Origin of the sequence: Salinicoccus sp. Bachu38 (genome assembly GCF_038561955.2) — a bacterium.
GTDB classification, from domain to species: Bacteria; Bacillota; Bacilli; order Staphylococcales; family Salinicoccaceae; genus Salinicoccus; species Salinicoccus bachuensis.
Window position 1 is genome coordinate 417,699 of the sequence record NZ_CP138333.2, and the last position, 24,848, is coordinate 442,546.

Genomic DNA, 24,848 nt, shown 5'->3' on the forward strand with positions numbered 1-24,848 from the left:
GGGAAGAGTTGAATGGCAAAATTTGAAGTCGTTTCCAAGTTCAAGCCAGCAGGCGATCAGCCAAAAGCGATAAAAGAGATAAGCGAACAGATCAAGTCCGGCAACAGGCACCAGACGCTGCTCGGAGCCACGGGTACGGGCAAGACATATACGATGAGCAAGGTGATCCAGGAGGTCGGCAAACCGACACTGATCATCGCCCATAACAAGACGCTTGCAGGCCAGCTGTACAGCGAATTCAAGGAATTTTTCCCGAACAACCGGGTAGAGTACTTCGTCAGCTACTATGACTATTATCAGCCGGAGGCCTATGTGCCTCAGACGGATACATTCATAGAGAAGGACGCACAGATCAATGATGAAATCGACAAGCTGCGACACTCTGCGACAAGTTCCCTGTTCGAGCGCGATGACGTCATCATCATCGCTTCGGTCAGCTGCATCTACGGTCTCGGTAATCCGGAAGAATACAAGGATATGGTTGTGAGTGCGCGGGTCGGTATGCAGATGGACCGCAATGAATTCCTCCGCAAACTGGTCGATGTGCAGTATGCGCGCAACGACATCGATTTTAAAAGGGGGACATTCCGGGTAAGGGGAGATATAGTGGAAGTGTTTCCGGCTTCGAGGGATGAACAGTGCATCCGTGTTGAATTCTTCGGAGACGAGATCGACCGCATCAGGGAAGTGAACTACCTCACAGGAGAAGTGCTCGCCGAAAGGGAACACTTCGCCATCTTCCCGGCATCCCACTTCGTCACGCGTGAAGAGAAGATGAAAGTGGCGATCGAACGGATAGAGCGCGAGCTTGAAGAGCAGCTCCAGATCCTCCGTGAGGAAAATAAACTGCTGGAAGCTCAGCGCCTTGAACAGCGGACGAACTACGACCTTGAAATGATGCGGGAGATGGGATTCTGCTCGGGCATTGAAAACTATTCCGTCCATCTGACACTCCGTCCGATGGGCTCGACCCCGTATACACTCCTCGACTATTTTGATGATTTTCTCGTCATGATTGATGAGTCCCATGTCACGCTGCCACAGATACGCGGCATGTACAACGGCGACCAGGCGAGGAAGAAAGTGCTGGTCGACCACGGTTTCAGGCTGCCGAGTGCACTTGACAACCGCCCGCTGAAGTTCGAAGAGTTCGAAGAGAAGACCCAGCAGCTGCTCTATGTCTCCGCAACGCCGGGACCATTTGAAATAGAGCATACGGAAAAGATGGTCGAACAGATCATCCGGCCGACAGGGCTGCTCGACCCTACCATCGATGTGCGTCCGACGGAGCACCAGATCGATGATCTGCTCGAGGAGATCGTCACACGGTCGGAGCGGAATGAACGTGTACTGATCACTACGCTTACAAAGAAGATGTCGGAAGACCTCACGGACTACCTCAAGGAATCCGGCGTCAAGGTCCAGTACCTCCATTCCGAAATCAAGACCCTGGAGCGCATAGAAATCCTAAGGGAGCTGCGCATGGGTACCTACGATGTACTCGTGGGCATCAACCTGCTCAGGGAAGGTTTGGACATTCCGGAAGTCTCCCTTGTGGCGATACTCGATGCCGACAAGGAAGGGTTTCTGCGCTCCAGCCGCTCCCTCGTCCAGACGATCGGCCGTGCGGCACGTAACAGCAATGGGCATGTCATCATGTACGGCGACAAGATCACCGATTCCATGCGGTATGCTTTGGATGAGACACAGCGGCGGCGCGACACACAGATTGCCTACAATGAAGAGCATGGCATCACCCCGCAGACCATCCAGAAGGAAATCCGCGACACCATCAGCGCCCAGGTCGATTTGAAAGAGGACGGCAGGAAGAAAGATGGCAAGAAGACGAAGAAAGGCAAGTTGACGAAGAAGGAAAGAGAAAAAATAATGGCTCAGTTGGAAGCAGATATGAAAAAGGCAGCCAAGGAACTCGATTTCGAGACTGCCTCAGAGTTGAGAGATGCATTGTTTGAGCTGAAAGCAGAAGGGTGATCATTTTTGAAAAATAAGAATATCAGCATCAGAGGTGCAAGACAGCATAATCTCAAGGATATCAATGTCGATATTCCGCGGGATCAGCTGGTGGTGATGACAGGCCTGTCCGGCTCCGGCAAGTCTTCGCTTGCCTTCGACACCATCTATGCAGAAGGACAGCGGCGATATGTCGAGTCGTTGAGCGCATATGCCAGGCAGTTCCTGGGACAGATGGAGAAGCCGGATGTCGATTCGATCGAGGGCCTGTCTCCGGCGATTTCCATAGACCAGAAGACGACAAGCAACAATCCGCGTTCCACCGTATCGACGATTACGGAAATCTACGATTATCTGCGCCTGCTCTATGCACGTGCCGGAACCCCATACTGTCCGATCCATAACATAGAGATCACTTCGCAGACGATCCAGGAGATGGTGGACCGTGTCATGGAACTGCCCGATAGGGCAAAGGTCCAGCTTTTCGCCCCCGTCATCAAGGGACGCAAAGGCATGCATGAAAAGCTCTTCGAAGAGCTGGCGAAGGAAGGGTATGCCCGCGTCATCGTCGACGGCGAGATGTATGACATCGAATCTGTGCCGGAACTTGAAAAGAACAAGAAGCACGATATAGATGTCGTCGTCGATCGCCTCGCCGTGAGGGAAGGCATCGAATCGCGCCTGAGTGATTCGATGCAGACTGCGCTCGTAAAAGGGGAAGGCAACGTCACAGTCAATGTGATCGATGGGGATGACATGCACTTCTCAGAGCATTTCTCATGCCCGGAATGTGGATTTACATTATCTGAAATGGAACCAAGGCTGTTTTCATTCAATGCACCTTATGGTGCCTGTCCCGACTGTGATGGGCTCGGGATGAAGATGGCCGTGGATGAGCGGCTGGTCATTCCTGATGACTCCCTCACCCTCGAAGGCGGGGCCTTCGCTCCATGGCAGCCGATCAGTTCGGACTATTATCCGACTTTACTCAGGCGGACATGCGAACATTTTGGCATCGATATGAAGAAGCCCTACAAGGAGCTGTCGAAGAAGGAAAAAAACCTGCTTCTATATGGTTCGAAAGGTGAGATGGTCAACTATGAATTCAGGCAGAGCAATGGCATTGTCCGCCAGCGCAGGATGCCGTATGAAGGTCTCATCAACAATATCGAACGGAGGTACAAGGAGAGCCCTTCCGAGTATACACGGGGCATCATGAGCACGTACATGAGAGAAATCGAATGCAAGACATGTTCGGGATACCGTCTGAACGAAGAGGCGCTGGCTGTCCGGATTGAGGACCGTCATATCGGAGCGGCGGTCGACGAGCCTGTCAAGGAGGCGTTGGAGTTCTTTACAGGCCTCGAACTGTCTCCTAAGAACAGGCAGATTGCAGCTCCGATCCTGAAGGAGATCAATGAACGGCTGACGTTCCTTTACAATGTGGGGCTCGACTACCTGACACTCAACCGGCGCAGTGGTACGCTCTCCGGCGGCGAGGCCCAGCGTATCCGCCTGGCAACCCAGATCGGCTCGAGGCTGAGCGGGGTACTGTATATACTCGACGAACCGTCGATCGGCCTGCATCAGAGGGATAACGACCGGCTGATCAATACTCTGAAGGACATGCGGGACCTCGGCAATACACTGATTGTCGTAGAGCACGATGAAGATACGATGCTTGCAAGCGACCATCTCATCGATATCGGCCCGGGAGCGGGGGAGCACGGCGGCCGTGTCATGGCCCAGGGCACCCCACAGGAAGTGATGGAGGATGACAACTCCATCACCGGACAGTATCTCAGTGGCAAAAAGGAGATACCGCTGCCTGAGAGCTACCGCAAGCCCAACATGAAACGCGTGCTTGAAGTGCGCGGCGCCAAGGAGAACAACCTGAAGAACCTCAATGTAAAGGTGCCGCTGTCCGTAATGAATGTCGTGACAGGAGTGTCCGGTTCCGGCAAGAGTACTCTGATTAATGAGATCCTGTATAAGGGGCTGCATTCAAAACTTTATAAGACGAAGCAGATACCAGGGAAGCACAAGGAAATCAAAGGTGCCGAAAATATAGAGAAGATCATCGATATCGACCAGTCCCCAATCGGTCGGACGCCGCGGAGCAACCCGGCGACCTACACAGGAGTGTTCGATAATATCCGTGATGTCTTCGCCCAGACCAACGAGGCGAAAGTGCGCGGCTATCAGAAGGGGCGTTTCAGTTTCAACGTCAAGGGCGGCCGCTGTGAGGCGTGCAAAGGCGATGGCATCATCAAGATTGAAATGCATTTCCTCCCTGATGTGTTCGTACCATGTGAAGTCTGTGATGGAAAGCGTTATAATAGAGAGACACTGGAAGTCAAATACAAGGACAAGAGCATTGCGGATGTACTCGCGATGACAGTTGAAGAATCATACTATTTCTTTGAGAACATCCCGAAAATCAAGCGCAAGATCAAGACACTGCTCGATGTAGGTCTCGGCTATGTCAAGCTTGGCCAGCCAGCGACGACGCTGTCCGGCGGGGAGGCCCAGCGTGTCAAACTGGCCTCCGAGCTTCACAGGCGTTCCGACGGCAAGTCGCTCTATATACTCGATGAACCGACGACGGGGCTGCATTCCGAAGACATCGGCAAACTGATCACCGTCATACAGAGGCTCGTCGACAATGGAGACACCGTCATTGTGATCGAGCATAATCTCGATGTCATCAAAGTCGCAGACCATATCATCGACCTGGGTCCTGAAGGCGGCGATGGCGGCGGCACAGTCGTCGTCGAAGGATCCGTTCAGGATGTCATGGCCGAAACAGGCAGCTACACGGGCTATCATCTAAAAAAATGGTTGGACAGAAACCACCAGGGGGATTGAAATGGATAACAAAGACCGTATTCTAAAAATGTTGGAAGAGGGCAAGATTACATCCGAGGAAGCAGTACGTCTTCTCGACGCGATAGAGTCCAAGCCGGACAGGGAAGAGACGACGCAGCATGACAGCAGCACCCGCCAGAAACAGAGCCGGGACTCTGCAGATGAGGATTCGAAGGACGTCTTCCAGCAGTTCATGAACGAATTCCAGAGATACGTCAACACCGACAAGGCGAATCAGGCCTTCAATCAGGTGAAAAGCAGACTGGAAGGCCAGAAGCAGACGGCGCAGGTCTATAAGACCTTTGAAAAAGCGTTCGACAATGTCAAGAACAGCACAATCGATTCCATGTTCACCCAGGGGTCGAAGAACCGTCTGATTGAAACGGTCGAAGACAGCTATTCGAACATCTCACTCGACATTACGAACGGCAATGTCAAAGTGGTGCCGACGGACAGGGTGACGACGGCGAAATTCGAAGTGACACCGTTCTACCGCAAACTCGATAAACAGAGGAACTATTTCCAGGACATCATCTGCGAAGTCAAAAATGATGAACTCATCATCGTCTCCGATATCCGGACGGCACGGGTGAATGTCGAACTCCAGGTGAATCCATCCATCGTCAACCGGTTGATCGTGTCCGGGTCGAACGGCAACGTCAGCATCGAGGGACAGGAATTCAATGATCTGACTGTGGATCTGCTGAACGGCAACATCACTCTGGACAACACGGCCAGCAACAGTGCCTTCGTACGGACATCCAGAGGCAACGTCAACGTCAAGGGCGGTGCACACGGTGCCCTCGAACTGATTTCAATGGTCGGTACGATCAATACTGAAACGCTCAATGCCCAGGATGTCACCGTGTCATCGAATGGTTCGGTAAACATCTCCCTGCAGGGTCAGACCGAGTCGGCGACGATCAATGCGAACATGGGCAGCATCAATATAAATGTGCCGCATGACCGCGCGCTCGAAGGTCGCCTGAGTACAGTCGTCGGACAGATCAACTACCCGCCGGACCTTGATGTCAGGTTCATGAAATCGCAGGACATCGGCTTCAAGGAGCTCATGCTCGTCAATGACAGTGAAGAGAAGGCGCTCCTGCTGGAAGTGGGAACCAAGTTCGGCAGCGTAACGCTGCATCGCAGCTGAATAGGATGAATTCATGGCCCGGCATCCATATGCCGGGCCTTGTTCATTCTGCATACCGCTCCCCAAATGCTTCAAATGTGGCCGCCATGTGAAGGAATGGAAGACGCCGGTCATTTTGTCCCCCTTTATAACCCGATTTATTGAAAATGATTTTCCGATTCTTTATAGTTGAAGTAATAAACAGCCGAGGTGACAAGATGCTTACAGTAAAAAAGATAATAGATAAATTCAATTTAAAACTCATCTCCGGTAATGAAGGGATAGACAAGGAGATCGAGAACATCGATGTATCCCGTCCAGGCCTTGAAGTGGCAGGCTACTTTTCCCACTATTCCTCCGACCGTGTCCAGGTGCTCGGCATGACGGAATCCTCATTTTTCGAACGCATGCTCACCGAGGAGGAGAGGGAGGACAGGTCGAAACGGCTATGCCGGAAAGAGACCCCATGCATCATCATTACACGCAATCTGGGTGCGCCCCTTGAACTGATCGAAGCATGCAACCAGACCCATACGCCGCTGATGATCACGGAGGACAATACGACGAACTTCATCAGCCGCATGTCGAACTTCCTTGAAAAGGCGCTGGCGCCCGAGACGAACATGCATGGCGTGCTGGTCGACATATACGGCATCGGTGTGCTCATCACGGGGGAAAGCGGCATCGGCAAAAGCGAGACGGCACTCGAACTGGTGAAGAACGGCCATCGTCTCGTAGCCGACGACAATGTTGAGATAAAGGAAGTATCCAAAAATGTCCTGATGGGCTCGGCGCCGCCGCTCATCCGTAATCTGCTCGAGATTCGCGGGCTCGGCATCATCAATGTGATGACCCTGTTCGGAGCCGGGAGCATCCTCGAGGAGAAACGGATCATGCTGAACGTCAATCTGGAGACTTGGGAGCCCGGAAAGACTTACGAACGTCTGGGACTCGACCAGAAGCGGATGCGCATACTCGATGCTGAGATAGACCAGAAGACGATTCCAATCCGTCCAGGGCGGAGTCTTGCAGGAATCATAGAAGTTGCAGCAATGAACTACCGTATGCAGTACATGGGGTATGACGCTGCCCAGGAATTCAACGACCGTCTGAACCGCCAGATCCAGGTCAACGGAGGTATGATCGATGATCTTTAATGCCCCGCTCAGCCCGGTCGCTTTCGAGCTGGGCCCGCTCAGCATCTACTGGTATGGCGTCATCATCGCCTCCGGCATGCTCCTCGGATACTTCATTGCCGACCGTGAAGCGAACCGCAAGGGTCTGCCGGAAGGCCTGTTCATGGACTTGATGTTCTACATCATCATCGCCTCGATTGTCGGGGCCAGGCTGTACTATGTCGTATTCCAATGGGAGTACTACAGCCAGAACCCGATTGATATCATCATGGTGAACGAAGGCGGAATGGCGATTCACGGCGGCCTCATCGGCGGATTTCTGGCCGGCATCATCTACTGCCGCGTAAAAGGCTTCAGCTTCTTTCAGCTCGCGGACATTGCAGCGCCGAGCCTCATACTCGGCCAGGCGATCGGACGCTGGGGGAACTTCATGAACCAGGAGGCCCATGGCGGCGAAGTATCGAGAGGGTTCCTGGAGTCCCTGATGCTGCCGGAATGGATCATCAACCAGATGTACATAGACGGTGCCTACTACCACCCGACATTCCTCTATGAATCCGTGTGGAACATCATCGGCTTCATCCTGCTGCTCCTGCTCCGTCCCAAGCTGAAGATAGGGCAGACCATACTGCTCTACCTGATCTATTATTCGATCGGCCGGTTCTTCATAGAAGGCATGCGGACGGACAGCCTGATGATCGGGGAGAGCCTGCGTACAGCACAGTTCATTTCCATCCTGCTGATTGTTGCAGCGGCTGCAGTATGGATATACCGTGAAATGAAATACAGATTGCCGAAATACAAGGATACAGAAGGCGTATATAAAGGGAGGTGAATCATGAGAAGATTGAAGAAGATCAAAGCGGCCGGGGTCAATCCCCTCTGGAACATGTACCAGACCATCTCCCGCTTCAAAATCATCAGAAATTTCATCGTGATCGAAATCGGCCGCTACTGCCCATCGACGAAATGGAAGCACAAGCTGTACAGGAACTTTCTTGGAATGAAGCTTGCGGACAATGTCTCCCTGGCATTCAGGGCCATGCCGGACCTGATGCATCCCGAACGCATCCACATTGGCAAAAACAGTATAATCGGGTATAATACAGTAATATTGACGCATGAATATCTGGTGGATGAGTACAGGATCGGAGACGTGCGCATCGGCCATGATACTATGGTGGGGGCGAATGTGACCATTCTGCCGGGTGTGGTGATTGGAGATCATGCAGTCATCGGTGCGGGAAGTGTGGTCTCCAAAGATGTTCCCGACCATTCAATCTGCTACGGCAACCCGCTTATAGTAAGGAGTAGGAATAATGAATAGGAAAGTGATCCCTTTCGATCAGAATGGAGAATTCCATTTTAATCAGGGCTTGAAAAAAACAGAACAGAATAAGAAGCAGGCGGCACTGAAAAGCTTTCACAAGGCCTTCGAGCTCGATCAGAACAACTTGGCATACCTTTCCCAGTACGCATACCTGCTTGCTGAAAATGGACGCGGAGCAGAAGCTGAACATATATTGATTAATGCCTTCATTCAGCATCAGTATGATGCTGAATTTTATTTTATACTAAGCCAGCTCTATATCATCATGAACGATCCGAACAAGGCGTTCCTCTTCGGCGTACAGTATGTACAGCACGAACCGGATTCCGGTTATGACGAAGAGCTCGAGCAGATGTTCGAGGTGAGCATCCAGGATGAGGATGAGGTGGAACGGGAAGCGATACGGTTCACCGGCCAGCACCTGTTCCAGCACTTGTTCATGAATGCACGGATAGAGGAGGCGCTGGACTTCCTTTCCACCATCCCCGAATCGATTCAGGAGGAGCGGGAGTTCCGCAACCAGAAAGCGATGGCGGCACTGTTCCTGAACCGGTATGAAGAGGCGCATGAACTGCTTGAGCAGCTGCTGCAGGAAGACCGGACGGACATGCATGCGCTCAGCCATATGACCCTCCTGTACTATCATACAGGGGAGGAGGAGAAGTACCGGACATTCCTCAAGAAGCTTGAGGTCGTCCAGCCGCTCGATGACGATGACCGTTTCAAGGTCGGTCTTGTACTCAACTTCCTCCAGCAGTACGAGCGGTCCTACGAGCTGCTCTTTCCACTCTTCAAGAAGCAGGCGTTCGTCAGCTTCCAGCTGCTTCATGCCCTCAGTCATGCGAGCTATCATATCGGTCATTTGGAGGAATCCCAGATGTTCTGGGAACGAATGCAGACATTCCATCAGGTGAATGAACTCTACAGCCCGTGGAAGCGTCATGAAGCGACACAGAGGATTGCGGACCTCGAGGTGTTCTACCTGAAGGATGACGACCCCTATATGCGGCTCCTCGGCCTATACAAGATCTATAACGTCGTGCCGCGCGATGCCATACTGGGCCATGAAGTCTGGGAGACGATAGAGTCTCTTGAAGACTATGAAAAGCTCTATATCTCCTTCCTTTTCCAAGGACTGAAGCTTGTCAGGCTCGGCCGCATGCACAAGGGGCTCGAAGCCATGCGCCGTGCAGGGTATGAAGAGGAAGAGGACCAGCTGGCATGGATAGAGACGTTCCATGCACTCTATGAAAACAAGGTGGAACTGGAAGATATCGGTGCGTTCGCAGCAGCGACCCTGTACTTCCATCAGCGCGGCAGGAGGATCACCAAGAAGTCGCTCGTCGATGATTTCGATACGAGCCTCTACCGTCTGAATAAGGCACTCGATAAGGTCAAGCAGATTTGATGAAAAATTGTGCAATATCCTGTATAATATTTGGGAGTCGATACAGAAGAAAAGGAGTTTTGTCTCATGACTGAAGAAAATATCTACGATGTTGTCATCATCGGTGCAGGACCGGCAGGCATGACCGCTGCCGTCTATGCGTCCCGTGCAAACTTGAGAACGGTCATGCTGGAGCGCGGCATGCCGGGTGGACAGATGGCCAATACTGAAGAGGTGGAAAATTTCCCGGGATTCGATTTCATCACTGGTCCGGAACTTTCCACAAAAATGTTCGAGCACTCCCAGAAATTCGGAGCCGAATATAAATATGGTGACATCAAATCCGTAGAGGAAGACGGCAATATCAAAGTGCTGAAGACCGGCAGCGAAGAAATCCGTACACGTACGATCATCATTGCGACAGGAGCCGAATACAAGAAGGTCGGTGTCGAGGGTGAGGATACGCTCGGCGGACGCGGCGTCAGCTACTGTGCCGTTTGTGATGGTGCCTTCTTCAAGGAGAAGGAACTGGTTGTCATCGGCGGCGGGGATTCCGCAGTCGAAGAAGGCGTATTTCTGACCAAGTTCGCCAGCAAAGTGACGATTGTACACAGAAGGGATCAGCTGCGTGCACAGAAGATCCTTCAGGACCGTGCATTCAAGAACGACAAGATCGACTTCATCTGGGATACCGAGATCCAGTCCATCAATGGGGACAGCAGAGTCGAGAGCGTTACGCTGCTTGATAAGAATACAGGTTCCAAATACGACTATGATGCAGACGGTGTCTTCGTCTATGTCGGCATGAAGCCGCTGACAGCCCCATTCAGCGATCTTGGCATACTGAATGAACTTGGATATGTGGAAACGAACGATGAAATGGAAACATCCATTCCGGGCATCTTTGCAGCCGGAGATGTGCGCAACAAGACACTCCGTCAGATTGTCACGGCAACTGGGGATGGCAGCATCGCCGCCCAGAATGCACAGCACTATATTGAAAAACTTGCAGATATGCAGGAAAGCAAATAGCAGTTTCCCCAGGGGATGCCCTGGGGATTTTTTTGAGCCATTCGATTGAAAACACCGTTTATGGAGCGTATCATATAATATTGCTACAAAGCTTCTGGCATGGTTTAATTGAGGGAAAAGAGAGATGAAAATAACAAGAGGATGTGGAGCAATGAAGCAGCTGATTATTGTAACGGGAATGAGCGGTGCAGGTAAGTCCGTAGCTATCGAAGCACTGGAGGATATGGGGTATTTCTGCATTGACAACCTGCCGCCGATTCTCCTGCAGAAGGTTGTGGAACTCATGGAGACGACGGATGGCCAGATGGAGCGTGTCGGTCTTGGCATCGACCTGAGGGGCAAAGAGTTCTTCGACCATCTCGTGGCTGAAATCGAAAAGCTCAGGGACCATCCCGACCTGGCACTCGAAATCATTTTCATAGACGCTGCCGACGACCGTCTCGTCACGCGCTATAAGGAGACCCGAAGGGCGCATCCTCTGGACAATGAGGCGAACCTTCTGGATTCCATCACCAAGGAGAGGGAACTGCTGAACGATCTGAAGGGGCGTGCAACCCATCTCATCGATACGACACATACGACCCCGAAAGAGCTCAGGGGCATGGTGTTCGACATGTCTGCCGGTGAGAACCGCTCCGTCTTCAACGTCAATGTGATGAGCTTCGGCTTCAAGCACGGCATACCGATCGACGCGGATCTTGTATTCGATGTGAGATTCCTGCCGAACCCGCACTATGTCGATGCACTCAGACCCTATACCGGTCTCGACAAGCCTGTGGCCGACTATGTCATGAAGTGGAAGGAAACGAAGACCTTCTATGCCAAGTTCTATGACCTCATCAAATACATGCTCCCCCAGTTCATGAAGGAAGGGAAGTCCCAGCTTGTCATCGCAATCGGATGTACAGGCGGTCAGCATCGTTCGGTGACGCTTGCTGAAAAACTGGTCAGGGACCTCAGCGATGATTTTGATTTCACCATCCGCGCGGTGCACCGGGATGCACCGGTTGAAGGTACGGAAAATGAAGAAGATTAGGATCACGCTGGTCGGGGGCGGCACAGGCCTGAGCGTACTGGCCAGGGGACTGAGGAAATACCCAGTGGATATTTCCGCCATAGTATCCGTAGCCGATGATGGGGGTTCGACGGGACTGATACGCGACCAGATTGATATGCCTGCACCGGGGGATATCAGGAATGTGCTGACCGCCCTCAGTGATGTGGAGACGAAACTCGAGAACCTGTTTGCCTACCGTTTCAAGAAGGAGGCGCTTGGCGGCCATGCGCTCGGCAACCTGATGCTGGCTGCCATGTATGACATGACCGGTGATTTTGCCGTGGCAGTAAAGGAATTGAGCAAGATATTGAATGTGAAGGGCACGGTGATTCCCTCCACCAACATCAGTCCGAAGCTCGCAGCACGTATGGAGGACAATTCGATTATCGTAGGCGAAAGCTATATTCCTGAAGTGAAGCAGAAGATAGAGGAGGTCTATCTTATACCGAATGACACGGTAGCGACACCGGAAGCCATCAAAGCCATCAAGGCTTCGGATGTCATCGTCTTCGGGCCGGGAAGCCTGTATACCAGCATCATTCCGAACCTGCTACCGGAAGGGATGAGGGAAGCGGTTGAAAATGCCAAAGGCATCAAGGTCTATGTATCCAACATCATGACACAGGTGGGGGAGACGCTCGGCTATTCTGCAGCCGATCATTTGGAAGCGATCAACAGGCATATGGGCAGCAGTGTCATTGATTTCATCATCCTGAATGAAGAGGACATCAAAGGGCGGATATCCGAGTACTACGACCGGAATGACATGACGATCGTTGAAAGTGACAGGGACCGTCTGAAGGAAATGGGGACGACCGTGATTACGGACGACCACCTGGTCCAGATCGATGAAGAGGGCGCTGTGCGCCATAACAACAAAGTGCTGGCAGAAATCATATATGATATTGCACTCAAGGAAATCAGCACGTTACAGTACAAGAAATAAACGATAAGGGCGTGATCGCATGTCATTTGCTTCCGAGATGAAGAATGAATTGACAAGAATCGAAGTGGATACGTGCTGCATGAAAAGCGAACTTTCCGCACTCATCAAGATGAATGGGGCACTCAGCCATTTCAATGGGGAATGGATCATCAACATACAGACCGAAAATGCCGCCATTGCAAGACGGATCTTCTCGCTGATCCGCACCCTCTATGGAGTGGAGATAGAGCTGCTTGTACGCAGGAAGATGAAACTGAAGAAGAATAATGTCTACATCTCCCGCATAAAGAAGGACAGCAGGAAGGTGCTCGAGGACCTGGACATTATGAAGGAGGGCGTGCTTTCCCATGAAATCAGCGATACGGTCAAGGAGAAGGAATGCTGCATCCGCAGCTATCTGCGGGGTGCCTTCCTGGCAGGCGGCTCTGTGAACAATCCTGAAACATCGGCCTATCACCTGGAGATATTCTCACTGTATGAAGAACACGCCCAAAGCCTGACCGAGCTGATGAACGGATACCAGCTCAATGCAAAATTCATCGAGCGCAAGCGTGGCTATATCACGTATCTTAAGGAAGCGGAGAAGATTGCGGAATTTCTGAGCCTGATCGGCGGCTACCAGGCCCTCCTCAAATTTGAGGATATACGGATTGTCAGGGATATGAGAAATTCGGTCAACCGGCTCGTCAATTGTGAAACGGCGAATCTGAACAAGACGATCAGTGCAGCGATGCGGCAGGTCGAGAACATCCAGTTCATCGACGAGGAGATCGGCCTTGAGGAATTGCCGGAGAGGCTGAGGGAAATAGCAAGGCTGCGTGTCGAACATCAGGATGTTTCCCTGAAGGAGCTAGGGGAAATGATGTCCACCGGCGTCATTTCAAAGTCAGGTGTGAACCACCGGCTCAGGAAGCTCGACCGGATTGCGGATAAGCTTAGAAGCGGGGAAGAGGTCACCTTCAAATAAAATAGCGTGTACTCCCAATGAGTACACGCTATTTTTTGGCGGATCAGAATGAATCGGAATCGAATGGTTCATGGGGACGCTCGGTTGTGCGGTCGACTTCGTTGTCAGTCGGCATGATGAAGCCGACGATGAAGTACAGTACGACGAGGAAGATGTTCATGGTAGCCACTGTGAGTACCACAAAGATGATCCGCAGTATCGTTGAGTCGATGCCGGTTCTTTCGCCAAGGCCGCCGAATACTCCCATCAGGTAGGAATCGGTTGAGGAGCGTACGAGTTTCTTGTTATTCATATACAGTCTCCTTTCTATACAGTTTAATTATACACTTAATGGAAGAGCAATAAAAAGAATAGGCACACTCGTCAGCCGACGGTCTTCTTTTTATCCTCAAGGTCGAATATGTCCTCCAGTGCGATTTCAAGCGTCGGGAAGAGGAACTTGAAATCATTTTCCATCAGCACTTCAGGCAATACATATTGGCCTTTCAGTATCAGCAGGGACTGTTCCCCAAGTATCTTCTCGACCAGGAATGCGGGTGTTTTGAAGAAATCCGGACGGCCGAGGGCAGAACTCAAATATTTTGAGAACTGCTTCTGTCTGAGCGGCATGGGTGCCGTGAGATTGACCGGTCCTGAAATTTCGGAGTGCACCGCCACATAGAGGAGTGCATTGAGCAGGTCGTCGATATGGATCCAGCTGTACCACTGCTCTCCACTTCCCAGGGGACCTCCGGCACCGAGCCTGTAGGGAATGCTCATCTTCGGGAGGGCCCCTTCTTTCGCATCCAGGATGAGACCAAAGCGTGCACATACGACCCGGATACCGAGGTCCTCGAATTTCTTCGCTTCACCTTCCCATGCCACAACCGCCCTGGACAGGAAATCATGTGGGGCAAACTGGTCCGCTTCCGTATAGCGCACACTTTTGCTTACAGGGTAATAGCCGATGGCACTTGCATTGACGAGCACTTTGGGGGTGATGTCCGCCTGTTCCACCCAGCGTCTGAGCATGCGTGTTACAGCCACCCTCGAATCGAGGATCTCTTCCTTGTGCTCATCGGTCCACTTCTCTTCAAGGGAGGCACCGGCAAGATTGTAGATGACATCCACCTTGAGCGGCATGTCCTTCATCCATGAGTCATCCTCCGGACGATCCGGATCATACTTTATATAATGGACGAATGGATGGTCTGAATCGTCTTCACTCCGGCTAAGTATATAGACGTGATCCTGCTCCTGCCTCAATATATCCGTAAGCCTGGAACCGACAAAACCTGATCCGCCTGTTATCAATACATTCATATCATCACGCTCCTTAGTGTCATTATATCCTTTAAGGTGCGTACATAATCAGATTTCAACCAAAAAAAGAAAGCCGGGGGAAATTTTTCTCCCGGCTTTCTGTTATGAAGGGATCAGCCCTGAAGCTTTTCAGGCTCCATCACTTCGTCCACAAGACCGTATTCCTTGGCTTCTTCCGCTGTCATGAAGAAGTCGCGGTCCGTATCCGTTTCAATCTTATCCAGTGGCTGGTCGGTACGTTCAGCCAGAATCTTATTGAGCTTTTCCCGTGTTCTCAGGATATGCTTGGCTGCAATCTCTATTTCTGTCGCCTGTCCCTGTGCACCACCGAGCGGCTGGTGGATCATCACTTCGGCATTAGGAAGTGCGAACCTTTTGCCTTTGGTACCGGCAGCAAGAAGGAATGAGCCCATGGATGCCGCCATGCCGAGGCAGATCGTCTGTACATCCGGTTTGATGTGCTGGATTGTATCATAGATCGCCATGCCGGCCGTAACACTGCCGCCCGGGGAATTGATGTAGAGGAATATATCCTTTTCCGGATCCTGGGCCTGCAGGAAGAGCAGCTGGCTGACGACGGAGTTGGCCACGTTGTCATCGATGCCTGTGCCGATCATGATGATCCTGTCCTTCAGCAGTCTTGAGTAGATATCATAGGCACGTTCTCCGCGATTCGTCTGTTCAATAACTGTAGGTATTAAATTCATTGTATTACCTCCTGGGAATATGATTGCTATCATTCACTAATTTATTTATACCACATTAGTCAAATAAGGTCAAAAGAAAAACATCTGCTATAAAGAGTAAAATTAAGCCTTTAATTCATTTGTAATTATTGTTATACTTGTATATGCTTTATTAGGAAATACGAATATGATTTTATCATACCCCCGTGGTGTAATGGATAACACGTAAGATTCCGGTTCTTGAGATGGGAGTTCGATTCTCTCCGGGGGTGTCAATCGAGGTGGGCCGTGTGAGTGGCGAACTTGAGGTTATAGAAGCTCCAGATGAAGTCCTTAGCGAAGATTTTGTACGCGATGTATTCTACATTGCGATCAATTGTGGCAAGATGCTGTTGGAGAGTGGAGCGGAAACATACCGCATTGAGGATACGATGCTGCGCATCGCTTCCAATTACGGTATTGAAAATGCCCAGGTGTTCGTTACTCCCACGGTCATTATTTTTTCTTTGAACGATTATGCGCTGACACAGACACTCCGCATCGAAGAGCGCTCCAATAATCTGGAGAAGGTGATGGTCGTCAATGAGCTGTCCAGAAGCATCTCTGACGGGCTGACCCTGAAGCAGGCAATCAGAGGAATGGAAAAGATACATAACACCCGCTTTTTCCCTTTGTGGCTGCTCGTCCTTTCAGGGGGTGTCATCGGCACCATGTTCCTCCTGCTTTTCGAGGGGGTGGCGCGGGATTTCCCCGCCGCCTTCATCGGAGGGGCCGGTGGTGTATTTCTGATGGAGGGCATACAGCGCTATACGCGGGTGAAGTTCTTCACCGAGTTCTTTGCTGCCCTGTACATTGCGGTCATCTCGATCGCATTTGTCGAAACCGGCTATGGCCTCATGCTTGATACGATCATCATCGCAAGCGTCATGCCACTCGTCCCGGGTGTCCTCATCACGAATGCAATCAGGGAAATGATCCGGGGGCATCTGATGGCAGGCATCATGAAGGGTGCAGAAGCTGGATTGACGGCAATTGCCATCGGTGCAGGCGTAGGTCTTGTGTTCATGCTGGTATAGGGGGGAGGCATTTGGTCTATCTTTATCAATTCGTGTTCAGTTTTTTTGCATCTGCAGGCTTCGGTGTGCTGTTCAATGCACCAAGGAGCGCCCTGGCCAGCTGCGGGACGACAGGGGCATTCGGCTGGATTGTCTTCTACCTGTTCAGGGAAGGTGGGACGGATCTCGTCCTCGCCTCTTTCCTGGGTGCCCTCACCCTGTCTGCCATCGCCATCCTGAATTCTAGGCGCAAGAAGATGCCGATCATCCTCTTCATCACGTGTGGAATCATTCCGCTGGTCCCCGGCGGGTTGGCGTATGACGCGATGCGTCACGTAGTATTGAACGAATATATGACCGCTTTGGAGTATGGATTCGAAGCTGCCCTGATTTCGCTTGCCATCGCCATGGGCATCATCAGTACCGAGATGGCCGATCAGGTCCTGCAGACGATCAGAAAGAAATTGAAGAGAGAAGAGGTATAAATGTGCTTGAGCTGACATATTATACAAGAGAACGCTGTCCTTTATGCGATGAAGGAAAAGAGCAGATAAAGCTTGCCCTGTCGGAACTCAGATACAGCGATGTCAAGATGCGGACCATCGATATCGACCAGGACGATGCGCTCCAGGAGGAGTATATGATCCGGGTGCCGGTACTCGTGCATGAAGGTCGGGTCGTACAGGAGGGCATCATAGATTTTGTCTACGTCTATGATTACCTTAAGGACATCCTGGGTAAATAATAGAATAACGCGATAGAAATAATTGCATTATTTAATATTTATGATATATTAAATTGTGTAATTATTTTTTGTCCCTGGTGGGACATAATACGTCTCACTTTGGCGAGAGGTGTTGAGTCTCATGTGGCAGAAATTATTGGACATCCAGAAACGCATCGCTCCGGAAGTCGTCCTGGAATTGCAGAAGCGCTCCAGCATACTCAAGCAGATTGAATCCCATCAGCCGATTGGACGGCGGACGCTTTCGAGGAAACTGAATATGACGGAAAGAGTCCTACGGAAAGAAGTGGACTCGCTTCATTCCCTGGGTCTGATTGATATCGACAAAAAGGGCATATCCATCTCCCAATCGGGTATTGAAGTATTGCGGGATTTATCCCCATACATGACCACATTGGATCGAAGAACGGATCTTGCACGCAGGCTCAGGGACAAATACGGCCTGCAGGATTTCTTCATCATCCGTGGTGATGCGGATGAAAGTCCTGAACTTCAACAGGAACTGTCGAAACTCATGGCTGAAGAATTTCAGAAGATGCTCTTCGACGATGCAATCATTTCCGTGACGGGCGGTTCTACGATGGCAAACGTCGGGAACTACCTGAATCCTGTGGATGAACACCTGCTGTTCGTTCCGGCTCGGGGAGGGCTCGGGGAGGAGCTGGGAAACCAGGCGAATTCCATAGCGAGCCGCCTCGCTTCAGCCACCGGTGGAGATCATAAAGTGCTATATGCTCCTGACAATGTCGGCGAAAGTGCGCTGGAATCATTGAAGGCCGAGCCTTCCGTAAAGGAAGTCGCTGAATTGAACAGGCAGTCGCACTATGTCATCCATGGGATTGGTGAGGCATTCACAATGGCGCGCCGGCGCAATGTGGACCAGGAGACGCTCGACAGGCTGGAGGAGAGCCGGGCAGTCGGAGAAACCTTCGGTTATTATTTTGATAAGGAAGGGGACATTGTCCGCAAGGTCAAGACGATTGGCCTCCAGCTCGAAGATTTGGAAAGCAAGCAGGCGATTCTGGCCGTTGCAGGCGGCAGCAGCAAGAAAGAGGCGGTCAGAGCCTATATGAAGATGGCACCGAAGAACACCGTGCTTTTTATTGATGAAACCATCGCGGAATTTTTGTTGGACAGTTAAATAATAATAATATATATGAAATCAAGGAGGCCATAAATTATGGTTAGAGTAGCAATTAATGGATTTGGACGCATCGGCAGACTGGCAGCAAGGGAAATCCTGAACTACGACGATATGGAAGTAGTGGCAGTAAACGACCTTACAGATGATGATTTTCTTGCGCACCTATTCAAATATGATTCCACCCAAGGACGCTTCGAAGGGGAAGTGGAACAGATTGAAGGTGGGTTCAAGATCAATGGCAAGGAAATCAAATCCTTCAATAGAAAAGACCCTGCAGAACTCCCTTGGGGCGACCTCGATATCGACATCGTCCTGGAATGTACAGGTTTCTTCACAAATGAAGAAGATGCGAGAAAACACCTTGAAGCAGGAGCCAAGAAAGTGCTCATCTCCGCTCCGGGTAAAGGCGACATGAAGACGATTGTTTACGGCGTCAACGAAGATGTACTGGATGGTTCTGAAGAAGTTGTATCAGCTGCATCCTGTACGACAAACTGCCTGGCTCCGGTTGTGAAGGTGCTGAATGACAAGTACGGTATCCAGCGCGGTCTGATGACGACGATCCACGCTTATACCGGCGATCAGAACACACTGGATGCCCCACACGCGAAAGGCGACTACCGCCGTGCCCGTGCGGCAGCAGAGAACGTAGTGCCAAACTCCACAGGTGCTGCGAAAGCAATCGGCCTTGTGCTTCCTGAACTCGATGGAAAACTCGACGGTGGTGCACAGCGTGTACCTGTCAAATCAGGTTCCCTCACTGAAGTGACTGCAGTACTCAATGAAACAGTATCTGCCGAAGAGATCAACGAAGCAATGAAATCGGCCAAGAACCCTTCATTCGGCTATACTGAAGATGAAATAGTATCTACTGATGTCATCGGCATCAAGGAAGGTTCCCTGTTCGATGCTACACAGACACGTGTCATCGACGTCGACGGCAAACAGCTTGTACGTGCAGTAGCATGGTACGACAATGAAATGTCTTATACTGCCCAGCTTGTAAGAACACTCAATCACATGGTGACGAACAATAAGTAATGTCGATAAATAAACGGGCGGGGAACCGCCCGTTTTTATTTTATTCCGATTTGCAGATGGGTATAATGAAGATGGACAGAAAAGTATAGGAGGCATGGCAATGAAGAAGACTGTAGAAGATGTAGAACTGAAAGGCAAGAAGGTGCTGCTTCGCGCTGATTTGAACGTCCCGATGTCAGATGGGGAGATTACGAACGACAATCGTATCGTACAGGCGCTTCCAACAATCAAGTACGTACTTGATCAGGGTGGAAGGGTCATCCTCTTCTCCCACCTCGGCAAAGTGAAGACCGAGGAGGACAAGAAGGACAAGACACTTCAGCCAGTAGCCGAAAGGCTGGGTGAACTGCTCGACAAGGATGTGCCGTTCGTTCCACACACACGTGGAGAATCCCTTGAACAGGCGGTCGGCAAGCTTGAAGACGGTGAACTTTTAATGTTTGAAAACACCCGCTTTGAAGACCTGGACGGGAAAAAGGAGAGCGGCAATGATGCCGAGCTCGGGAAATACTGGGCTTCTCTGGGAGACATCTTCGTCAATGATGCATTCGGCACGGCGCACAGGAGCCATGCTTCCAACGTGGGCATCGGCTCGAACATCGAAACGGTGTCCGGCTACCTCATGCAGAAGGAGATCGACTTCATCGGTGGCGCCATCGATTCCCCGGAGCGCCCATTCGTAGCCATCCTCGGTGGTGCCAAAGTTTCGGATAAGATTGGTGTCATCAAGAATGTACTGGATAAGGCGGACAAGGTGATCATCGGCGGCGGCATGGCCTATACCTTCCTCAAGGCACAAGGCAAGGAAATCGGCAACTCGCTGCTAGAAGAGGACAAGGTCGAACTTGCCAAATCCCTCCTTGAAGAAGCCGGCGATAAGATTGTACTTCCAATCGATATTGTGGTGGCAGAGAAGTTTGACGCCAATGCCCGGCACAGGACGGTCTCCGTAGATGAGATTCCTGCAGATATGGAAGGCCTCGATATCGGCGAGGAGACGGTAATCAATTTCAAAGAAGTGCTTCAGGGCGCCAGGACGGTCGTCTGGAACGGGCCGATGGGCGTATTCGAAATGGAGAACTTCGCCAAAGGAACGATCGGTGTGTGCAGGGCCATCGCCGAACTCGATGGCGCCAAGACAATCATCGGCGGCGGGGATTCCGCAGCAGCTGCCATGGACCTGGGATATGCTGACGATTTCTCCCACATTTCCACGGGCGGCGGTGCTTCGCTCGAGTACCTCGAAGGCAAGGAACTGCCGGGACTTACCGTCATAGACGACAAATAAGGGTAGACCTATTTTATAATATGAGGAGGAAGATTTATGAGAACCCCATTTATAGCAGGCAACTGGAAGATGAACAAGACGATTGCAGAAGGTGAGGCATTCATCGATGAACTCGGTGACCTCCCGAAGAAAAGTGAAGTCGAAAGTGCAGTATGTGCACCATTCATCCACCTCCCTTCCCTCGTTGAAAAGACGAAGGGCATGGACCTCGGTATAGGTGCAGAGAACAGCCACTTTGAAGACAGCGGTGCGTTTACGGGTGAAGTGTCCCCATCAATGCTCGAGGACTTGGGTGTAGAGTATGTCATCATCGGGCATTCCGAACGCAGGGAGCACTTCAACGAAACGGATGCGTCCATCAACAAAAAGGCGCATGCCCTCCATGCGAAAGGTCTGGTGCCCATCATCTGTTGTGGCGAATCAGACGCGGAACGCGAGTCCGGCAAGGCGTCGGACAAAGTCAAGGACCAGGTGACGAAGGCACTTGAAGGGCTGGATGCCGGACAGGTCAAAAAATCGGTCATCGCCTATGAACCGATTTGGGCGATCGGTACAGGCAAGTCCGCAACAAGCGACGATGCCAACGAAATGTGCGGCGTCATCCGTGAAACGGTCGCTTCACTGTATGACGAAGAGACTGCAGAAGCAGTCCGCATCCAGTATGGCGGTTCTGTAAAGCCGGAAAACATCAAGGAGTATATGGCACAGGAGCATATCGATGGTGCATTGGTCGGCGGCGCCTCCCTGAAACCCGATTCCTTCGTTCAACTGTTGGAAGGTGCTAAGTGATGACAAAGCCAGTAGGTCTCATCATCCTCGATGGCTTCGCCAACAGGGATGAAGTGAAAGGAAACGCTGTCAAAGCGGCCAAAAAACCGAACTTCGATCGCTTTTTCAATAAATATCCGCATAATGAACTCAGCGCCTGCGGTCTGGATGTCGGTCTTCCGGAAGGGCAGATGGGCAATTCGGAAGTCGGCCACCTGAACATCGGTGCCGGACGCGTGGTGTACCAGAGTCTTACGCGCATCAACAAATCCATTGAAGATGGGGAATTCTTCAGCAATGAAGTATTGCTTGATACCATGGACCACGTAAATCAAAATGATAGTGCTCTGCACGTGATGGGTCTGCTCAGTGACGGCGGGGTACATTCCCATTATGAGCACCTGTTCGCCATCCTTAAAATGGCGAAGGAAAAAGGGCTGAAGCACGTCTATGTCCATGCATTCCTCGATGGACGTGACGTCAACCAGGAATCGGCTATCAACTATGTCAAAGAATCAGAAAAACAGTTTGAGGAAATCGGCATCGGTGAGTTTGCTACGGTCAGCGGCCGGTACTATGCCATGGACCGCGACCAGCGATGGGATCGTGAAGAGCTGGCATACCAGGCGATGTCCAATGGTATCGGTGAAAGGTTCGATACTGCCGAAGAGGGCATCCGGGCAAGCTACGAAGAGGGCATATATGATGAGTTCGTCAAGCCCTTCATCGTATTCGGCCAGGATGGTGATTATGACCGGGGCGTCATGAACGACGATGCGGTCATCTTCTACAACTTCCGTCCGGACAGGGCGGCGCAACTGTCGGAAGTCTATACGAATGAGGAATTCATGGGATTTGAGATCGAGAACAAGTATTCCGACCTCAAGTTTGTCACATTCACGAAATACAGTGATAATGTAGTGGCGGACGTCGTTTTTGAAAAGGATGATATCATCAACACGATCGGGGAAGCCGTCTCCAAAGCGGGCAAAAAGCAATTGCGCATTGCAGAGACGGAAAAATATCCCCATGTCACATACTTCATGAGCGGTGGACGCCACAAGGAATTCGACGGTGAACGCAGAGCACTGATCGATTCCCCGAAAGTGCCGACATACGATATGAAGCCCGAAATGAGCGCCTATGAAGTAAAGGACCGTTGCATGGAGGAACTGGCGAAGGAAGACCTGGATCTGATCATCCTGAACTTCGCGAATCCTGATATGGTCGGCCACAGCGGCAAACTGGAACCGACTGTAAAGGCGATTGAAGCGGTGGATGAGTGTCTGGGGCCGATCGTCGATGAGATCCTCGCACAGGGCGGTACGGCAATCATCACTGCAGACCACGGGAACTCCGATGAAGTGACGACGATTGATGGGGAACCGATGACTGCGCATACTACAAACCCTGTTCCGGTGATCGTCACCAAAGAGGGTGTGGAAGTAGGAAGCGGCCGTTTGGCTGACCTTTCTCCGACCCTCCTCGACCTGATGGGTGTCGATCAGCCGGAAGAGATGACAGGTGAAAGTCTAATCAGATAGTTGTTGCCGGAAAGATTTCCTTTTCGGGCAATGATATATAAATCAACAAAAAAGGAGATATTGATATGCCATTAATTACAGATGTTTATGCACGCGAAGTTCTTGACTCCCGGGGCAATCCGACAGTTGAGGTGGAAGTATTGACGGAAAGTGGTGCCTTTGGACGCGCGCTTGTCCCTTCAGGTGCCTCCACAGGGGAATACGAAGCTGTCGAACTCCGTGACGGCGATGACACACGCTACCTTGGGAAAGGTGTCGAAGAAGCGGTTGAGAACGTCAACGAAGTCATCGGACCTGAACTCGTAGACGGTGACTTCAGTGTACTTGAACAGGTATCCATCGATAAGATGATGATTGCACTCGATGGTACTGAAAACAAAGGCAAGCTTGGCGCCAATGCCATTCTTGGCGTATCAATGGCCGTAGCAAAAGCTGCAGCAGACTTCCTTGGACAGCCGCTCTATAAATATCTGGGTGGATTCAATGCCGTCCAGCTTCCGGTACCAATGATGAACATCATCAATGGCGGAGAGCATGCAGACAACAACGTCGACATCCAGGAATTCATGATCATGCCCGTCGGAGCCGAATCATTCAAGGAAGGCCTCCGCATGGGTGCTGAAATCTTCCACAACCTGAAGAAGGTTCTGAAGGATAAGGGCTACAACACCGGTGTCGGTGACGAAGGTGGATTTGCACCGAATCTCGGTTCCAATGAAGAGGCGCTGTCCACGATCATCGAGGCGGTGAAGAAGGCAGGATACAAACCTGGTGACCAGATCCGTCTGGCAATGGATGCCGCTTCCAGCGAGTTCTATGATCCGAAAACAGGAAAATACGAACTCAAAGGCGAAGGCAAATCCTACACATCAGAAGAGATGGTCAACTGGTATGCAGAAATGATCGAAAAATATCCAATCATCTCCATCGAAGATGGACTGGATGAAAATGACTGGGAAGGCACACGCCTGCTCACTGAGAAGCTCGGCGACAAGGTCCAGCTCGTCGGTGACGATCTCTTCGTGACGAATACGACGAAACTTGCCCGTGCGATCAAAGAGGGTGTCGGCAACGCCATCCTGATCAAGGTGAACCAGATCGGTACGCTGACAGAGACATTCGAAGCAATCGAAATGGCGAAACGCGCCGGCTATACGGCCGTCATCTCCCACCGTTCCGGCGAAACGGAAGATACGACGATTGCGGACATCGCAGTTGCGGTCAATGCCGGACAGATCAAGACTGGTGCACCGTCCCGTACGGACCGGGTGGCGAAGTACAACCAGCTGCTCAGAATCGAGGACGAACTGTTCGAAACGGCAAAATACGAAGGACTCTCCTCCTTCTACAATCTGGACAAGAAGTAGTCCGGGCCAGAGCCTCCCCCCGGGGAGGCTCTTTTTCATGGAGGAATGCACACCGGTCATATGGTATAATTCTGGCAAT

The 24,848-nt window shown here is 51.3% G+C and carries 23 protein-coding genes and 1 tRNA gene; 21 read left to right on the plus strand and 3 right to left on the minus strand.

What is annotated here, in order from left to right; genetic code table 11:
- The first annotated feature begins 12 nt into the window (after positions 1 to 12).
- The 11 genes from uvrB (at position 13) to whiA (ending at position 13,829) form a co-directional block, all read left to right on the plus strand.
- Complete coding sequence (gene uvrB / locus RQP18_RS02180; RefSeq protein WP_342388529.1) at positions 13 to 1,992, plus strand: excinuclease ABC subunit UvrB; 1,980 nt, start codon at positions 13 to 15, stop codon at positions 1,990 to 1,992.
- A 6-nt stretch (positions 1,993 to 1,998) separates the two neighbouring features.
- Positions 1,999 to 4,839 carry an excinuclease ABC subunit UvrA gene (uvrA, locus tag RQP18_RS02185; RefSeq protein WP_342388530.1) on the plus strand — a complete coding sequence of 947 codons (2,841 nt, stop codon included), beginning with the start codon at positions 1,999 to 2,001 and terminating at the stop codon, positions 4,837 to 4,839.
- 1 nt (position 4,840) lies between these two features.
- Complete coding sequence (locus RQP18_RS02190) at positions 4,841 to 5,995, plus strand: DUF4097 family beta strand repeat-containing protein (protein WP_342388531.1); 1,155 nt, start codon at positions 4,841 to 4,843, stop codon at positions 5,993 to 5,995.
- Positions 5,996 to 6,192: 197 nt separating this feature from the next.
- The gene (gene hprK / locus RQP18_RS02195) at positions 6,193 to 7,131 is read left to right on the plus strand and encodes an HPr(Ser) kinase/phosphatase (protein ID WP_342388532.1); all 939 of its coding nucleotides are present in this window, start codon (positions 6,193 to 6,195) and stop codon (positions 7,129 to 7,131) included.
- Positions 7,121 to 7,945 carry a prolipoprotein diacylglyceryl transferase gene (lgt, locus tag RQP18_RS02200; protein WP_342388533.1) on the plus strand — a complete coding sequence of 275 codons (825 nt, stop codon included), beginning with the start codon at positions 7,121 to 7,123 and terminating at the stop codon, positions 7,943 to 7,945. The genes hprK and lgt overlap by 11 nt, the downstream gene beginning before the upstream one ends.
- A 3-nt stretch (positions 7,946 to 7,948) precedes the next feature.
- A complete protein-coding gene (locus tag RQP18_RS02205; RefSeq protein ID WP_342388534.1) occupies positions 7,949 to 8,437 on the plus strand; it encodes an acyltransferase in 489 nt (162 codons plus the stop codon).
- Positions 8,430 to 9,848 carry a tetratricopeptide repeat protein gene (locus tag RQP18_RS02210; RefSeq protein WP_342388535.1) on the plus strand — a complete coding sequence of 473 codons (1,419 nt, stop codon included), beginning with the start codon at positions 8,430 to 8,432 and terminating at the stop codon, positions 9,846 to 9,848. The genes RQP18_RS02205 and RQP18_RS02210 overlap by 8 nt, the downstream gene beginning before the upstream one ends.
- 66 nt (positions 9,849 to 9,914) lie before the next feature.
- Positions 9,915 to 10,859, plus strand: a complete 945-nt coding sequence (gene trxB / locus RQP18_RS02215) for a thioredoxin-disulfide reductase (protein ID WP_342388536.1) — start codon at positions 9,915 to 9,917, stop codon at positions 10,857 to 10,859.
- Positions 10,860 to 11,010: 151 nt separating this feature from the next.
- Positions 11,011 to 11,895, plus strand: a complete 885-nt coding sequence (rapZ, locus tag RQP18_RS02220) for an RNase adapter RapZ (protein WP_342388537.1) — start codon at positions 11,011 to 11,013, stop codon at positions 11,893 to 11,895.
- Entirely contained in the window at positions 11,882 to 12,862 is a 981-nt protein-coding gene (locus tag RQP18_RS02225) for a gluconeogenesis factor YvcK family protein (RefSeq protein WP_342388538.1), read from the plus strand. The genes rapZ and RQP18_RS02225 overlap by 14 nt, the downstream gene beginning before the upstream one ends.
- A gap of 19 nt (positions 12,863 to 12,881) precedes the next feature.
- On the plus strand, positions 12,882 to 13,829 hold the full coding sequence (gene whiA, locus RQP18_RS02230) for a DNA-binding protein WhiA (RefSeq protein WP_342388539.1): 948 nt from the start codon (positions 12,882 to 12,884) through the stop codon (positions 13,827 to 13,829).
- 43 nt (positions 13,830 to 13,872) lie between these two features.
- Here the strand turns inward: whiA and RQP18_RS02235 are convergent, their stop codons facing one another.
- The 3 genes from RQP18_RS02235 to clpP form a co-directional block, all read right to left on the minus strand.
- The gene (locus tag RQP18_RS02235; RefSeq protein WP_342388540.1) at positions 13,873 to 14,121 is read right to left on the minus strand and encodes a PspC domain-containing protein; all 249 of its coding nucleotides are present in this window, start codon (positions 14,119 to 14,121) and stop codon (positions 13,873 to 13,875) included.
- A 71-nt stretch (positions 14,122 to 14,192) separates the two neighbouring features.
- A complete protein-coding gene (locus RQP18_RS02240; protein ID WP_342388541.1) occupies positions 14,193 to 15,131 on the minus strand; it encodes a TIGR01777 family oxidoreductase in 939 nt (312 codons plus the stop codon).
- A gap of 113 nt (positions 15,132 to 15,244) precedes the next feature.
- Complete coding sequence (clpP, locus tag RQP18_RS02245; protein ID WP_342388542.1) at positions 15,245 to 15,838, minus strand: ATP-dependent Clp endopeptidase proteolytic subunit ClpP; 594 nt, start codon at positions 15,836 to 15,838, stop codon at positions 15,245 to 15,247.
- Between the two features lie 179 nt (positions 15,839 to 16,017).
- Between clpP and RQP18_RS02250 the strand changes: the two genes are divergently transcribed.
- From RQP18_RS02250 to eno, 10 genes are all read left to right on the plus strand, one after another.
- Positions 16,018 to 16,089: transfer RNA gene (locus tag RQP18_RS02250), tRNA-Arg, on the plus strand.
- Between the two features lie 18 nt (positions 16,090 to 16,107).
- The gene (locus tag RQP18_RS02255; protein WP_342388543.1) at positions 16,108 to 16,893 is read left to right on the plus strand and encodes a threonine/serine exporter family protein; all 786 of its coding nucleotides are present in this window, start codon (positions 16,108 to 16,110) and stop codon (positions 16,891 to 16,893) included.
- A gap of 32 nt (positions 16,894 to 16,925) precedes the next feature.
- Positions 16,926 to 17,357 (plus strand): threonine/serine exporter family protein, encoded by a 432-nt coding sequence (locus RQP18_RS02260; RefSeq protein ID WP_373446107.1) that lies wholly within the window; start codon positions 16,926 to 16,928, stop codon positions 17,355 to 17,357.
- A gap of 2 nt (positions 17,358 to 17,359) precedes the next feature.
- Entirely contained in the window at positions 17,360 to 17,617 is a 258-nt protein-coding gene (locus RQP18_RS02265) for a glutaredoxin family protein (RefSeq protein ID WP_342388545.1), read from the plus strand.
- Positions 17,618 to 17,738: 121 nt separating this feature from the next.
- Positions 17,739 to 18,758 (plus strand): sugar-binding transcriptional regulator, encoded by a 1,020-nt coding sequence (locus tag RQP18_RS02270; protein ID WP_342388546.1) that lies wholly within the window; start codon positions 17,739 to 17,741, stop codon positions 18,756 to 18,758.
- Between the two features lie 36 nt (positions 18,759 to 18,794).
- Complete coding sequence (gap, locus tag RQP18_RS02275; protein WP_342389358.1) at positions 18,795 to 19,802, plus strand: type I glyceraldehyde-3-phosphate dehydrogenase; 1,008 nt, start codon at positions 18,795 to 18,797, stop codon at positions 19,800 to 19,802.
- 100 nt (positions 19,803 to 19,902) lie between these two features.
- The gene (locus RQP18_RS02280) at positions 19,903 to 21,090 is read left to right on the plus strand and encodes a phosphoglycerate kinase (protein ID WP_342388547.1); all 1,188 of its coding nucleotides are present in this window, start codon (positions 19,903 to 19,905) and stop codon (positions 21,088 to 21,090) included.
- Positions 21,091 to 21,126: 36 nt separating this feature from the next.
- Entirely contained in the window at positions 21,127 to 21,879 is a 753-nt protein-coding gene (gene tpiA / locus RQP18_RS02285; protein WP_342388548.1) for a triose-phosphate isomerase, read from the plus strand.
- Positions 21,876 to 23,402, plus strand: a complete 1,527-nt coding sequence (gene gpmI, locus RQP18_RS02290; RefSeq protein WP_342388549.1) for a 2,3-bisphosphoglycerate-independent phosphoglycerate mutase — start codon at positions 21,876 to 21,878, stop codon at positions 23,400 to 23,402. The genes tpiA and gpmI overlap by 4 nt, the downstream gene beginning before the upstream one ends.
- Before the next feature lie 65 nt (positions 23,403 to 23,467).
- Positions 23,468 to 24,769, plus strand: coding sequence for a phosphopyruvate hydratase (gene eno / locus RQP18_RS02295; protein WP_342388550.1), 1,302 nt, complete (start codon positions 23,468 to 23,470; stop codon positions 24,767 to 24,769).
- Positions 24,770 to 24,848: the final 79 nt, after the last annotated feature.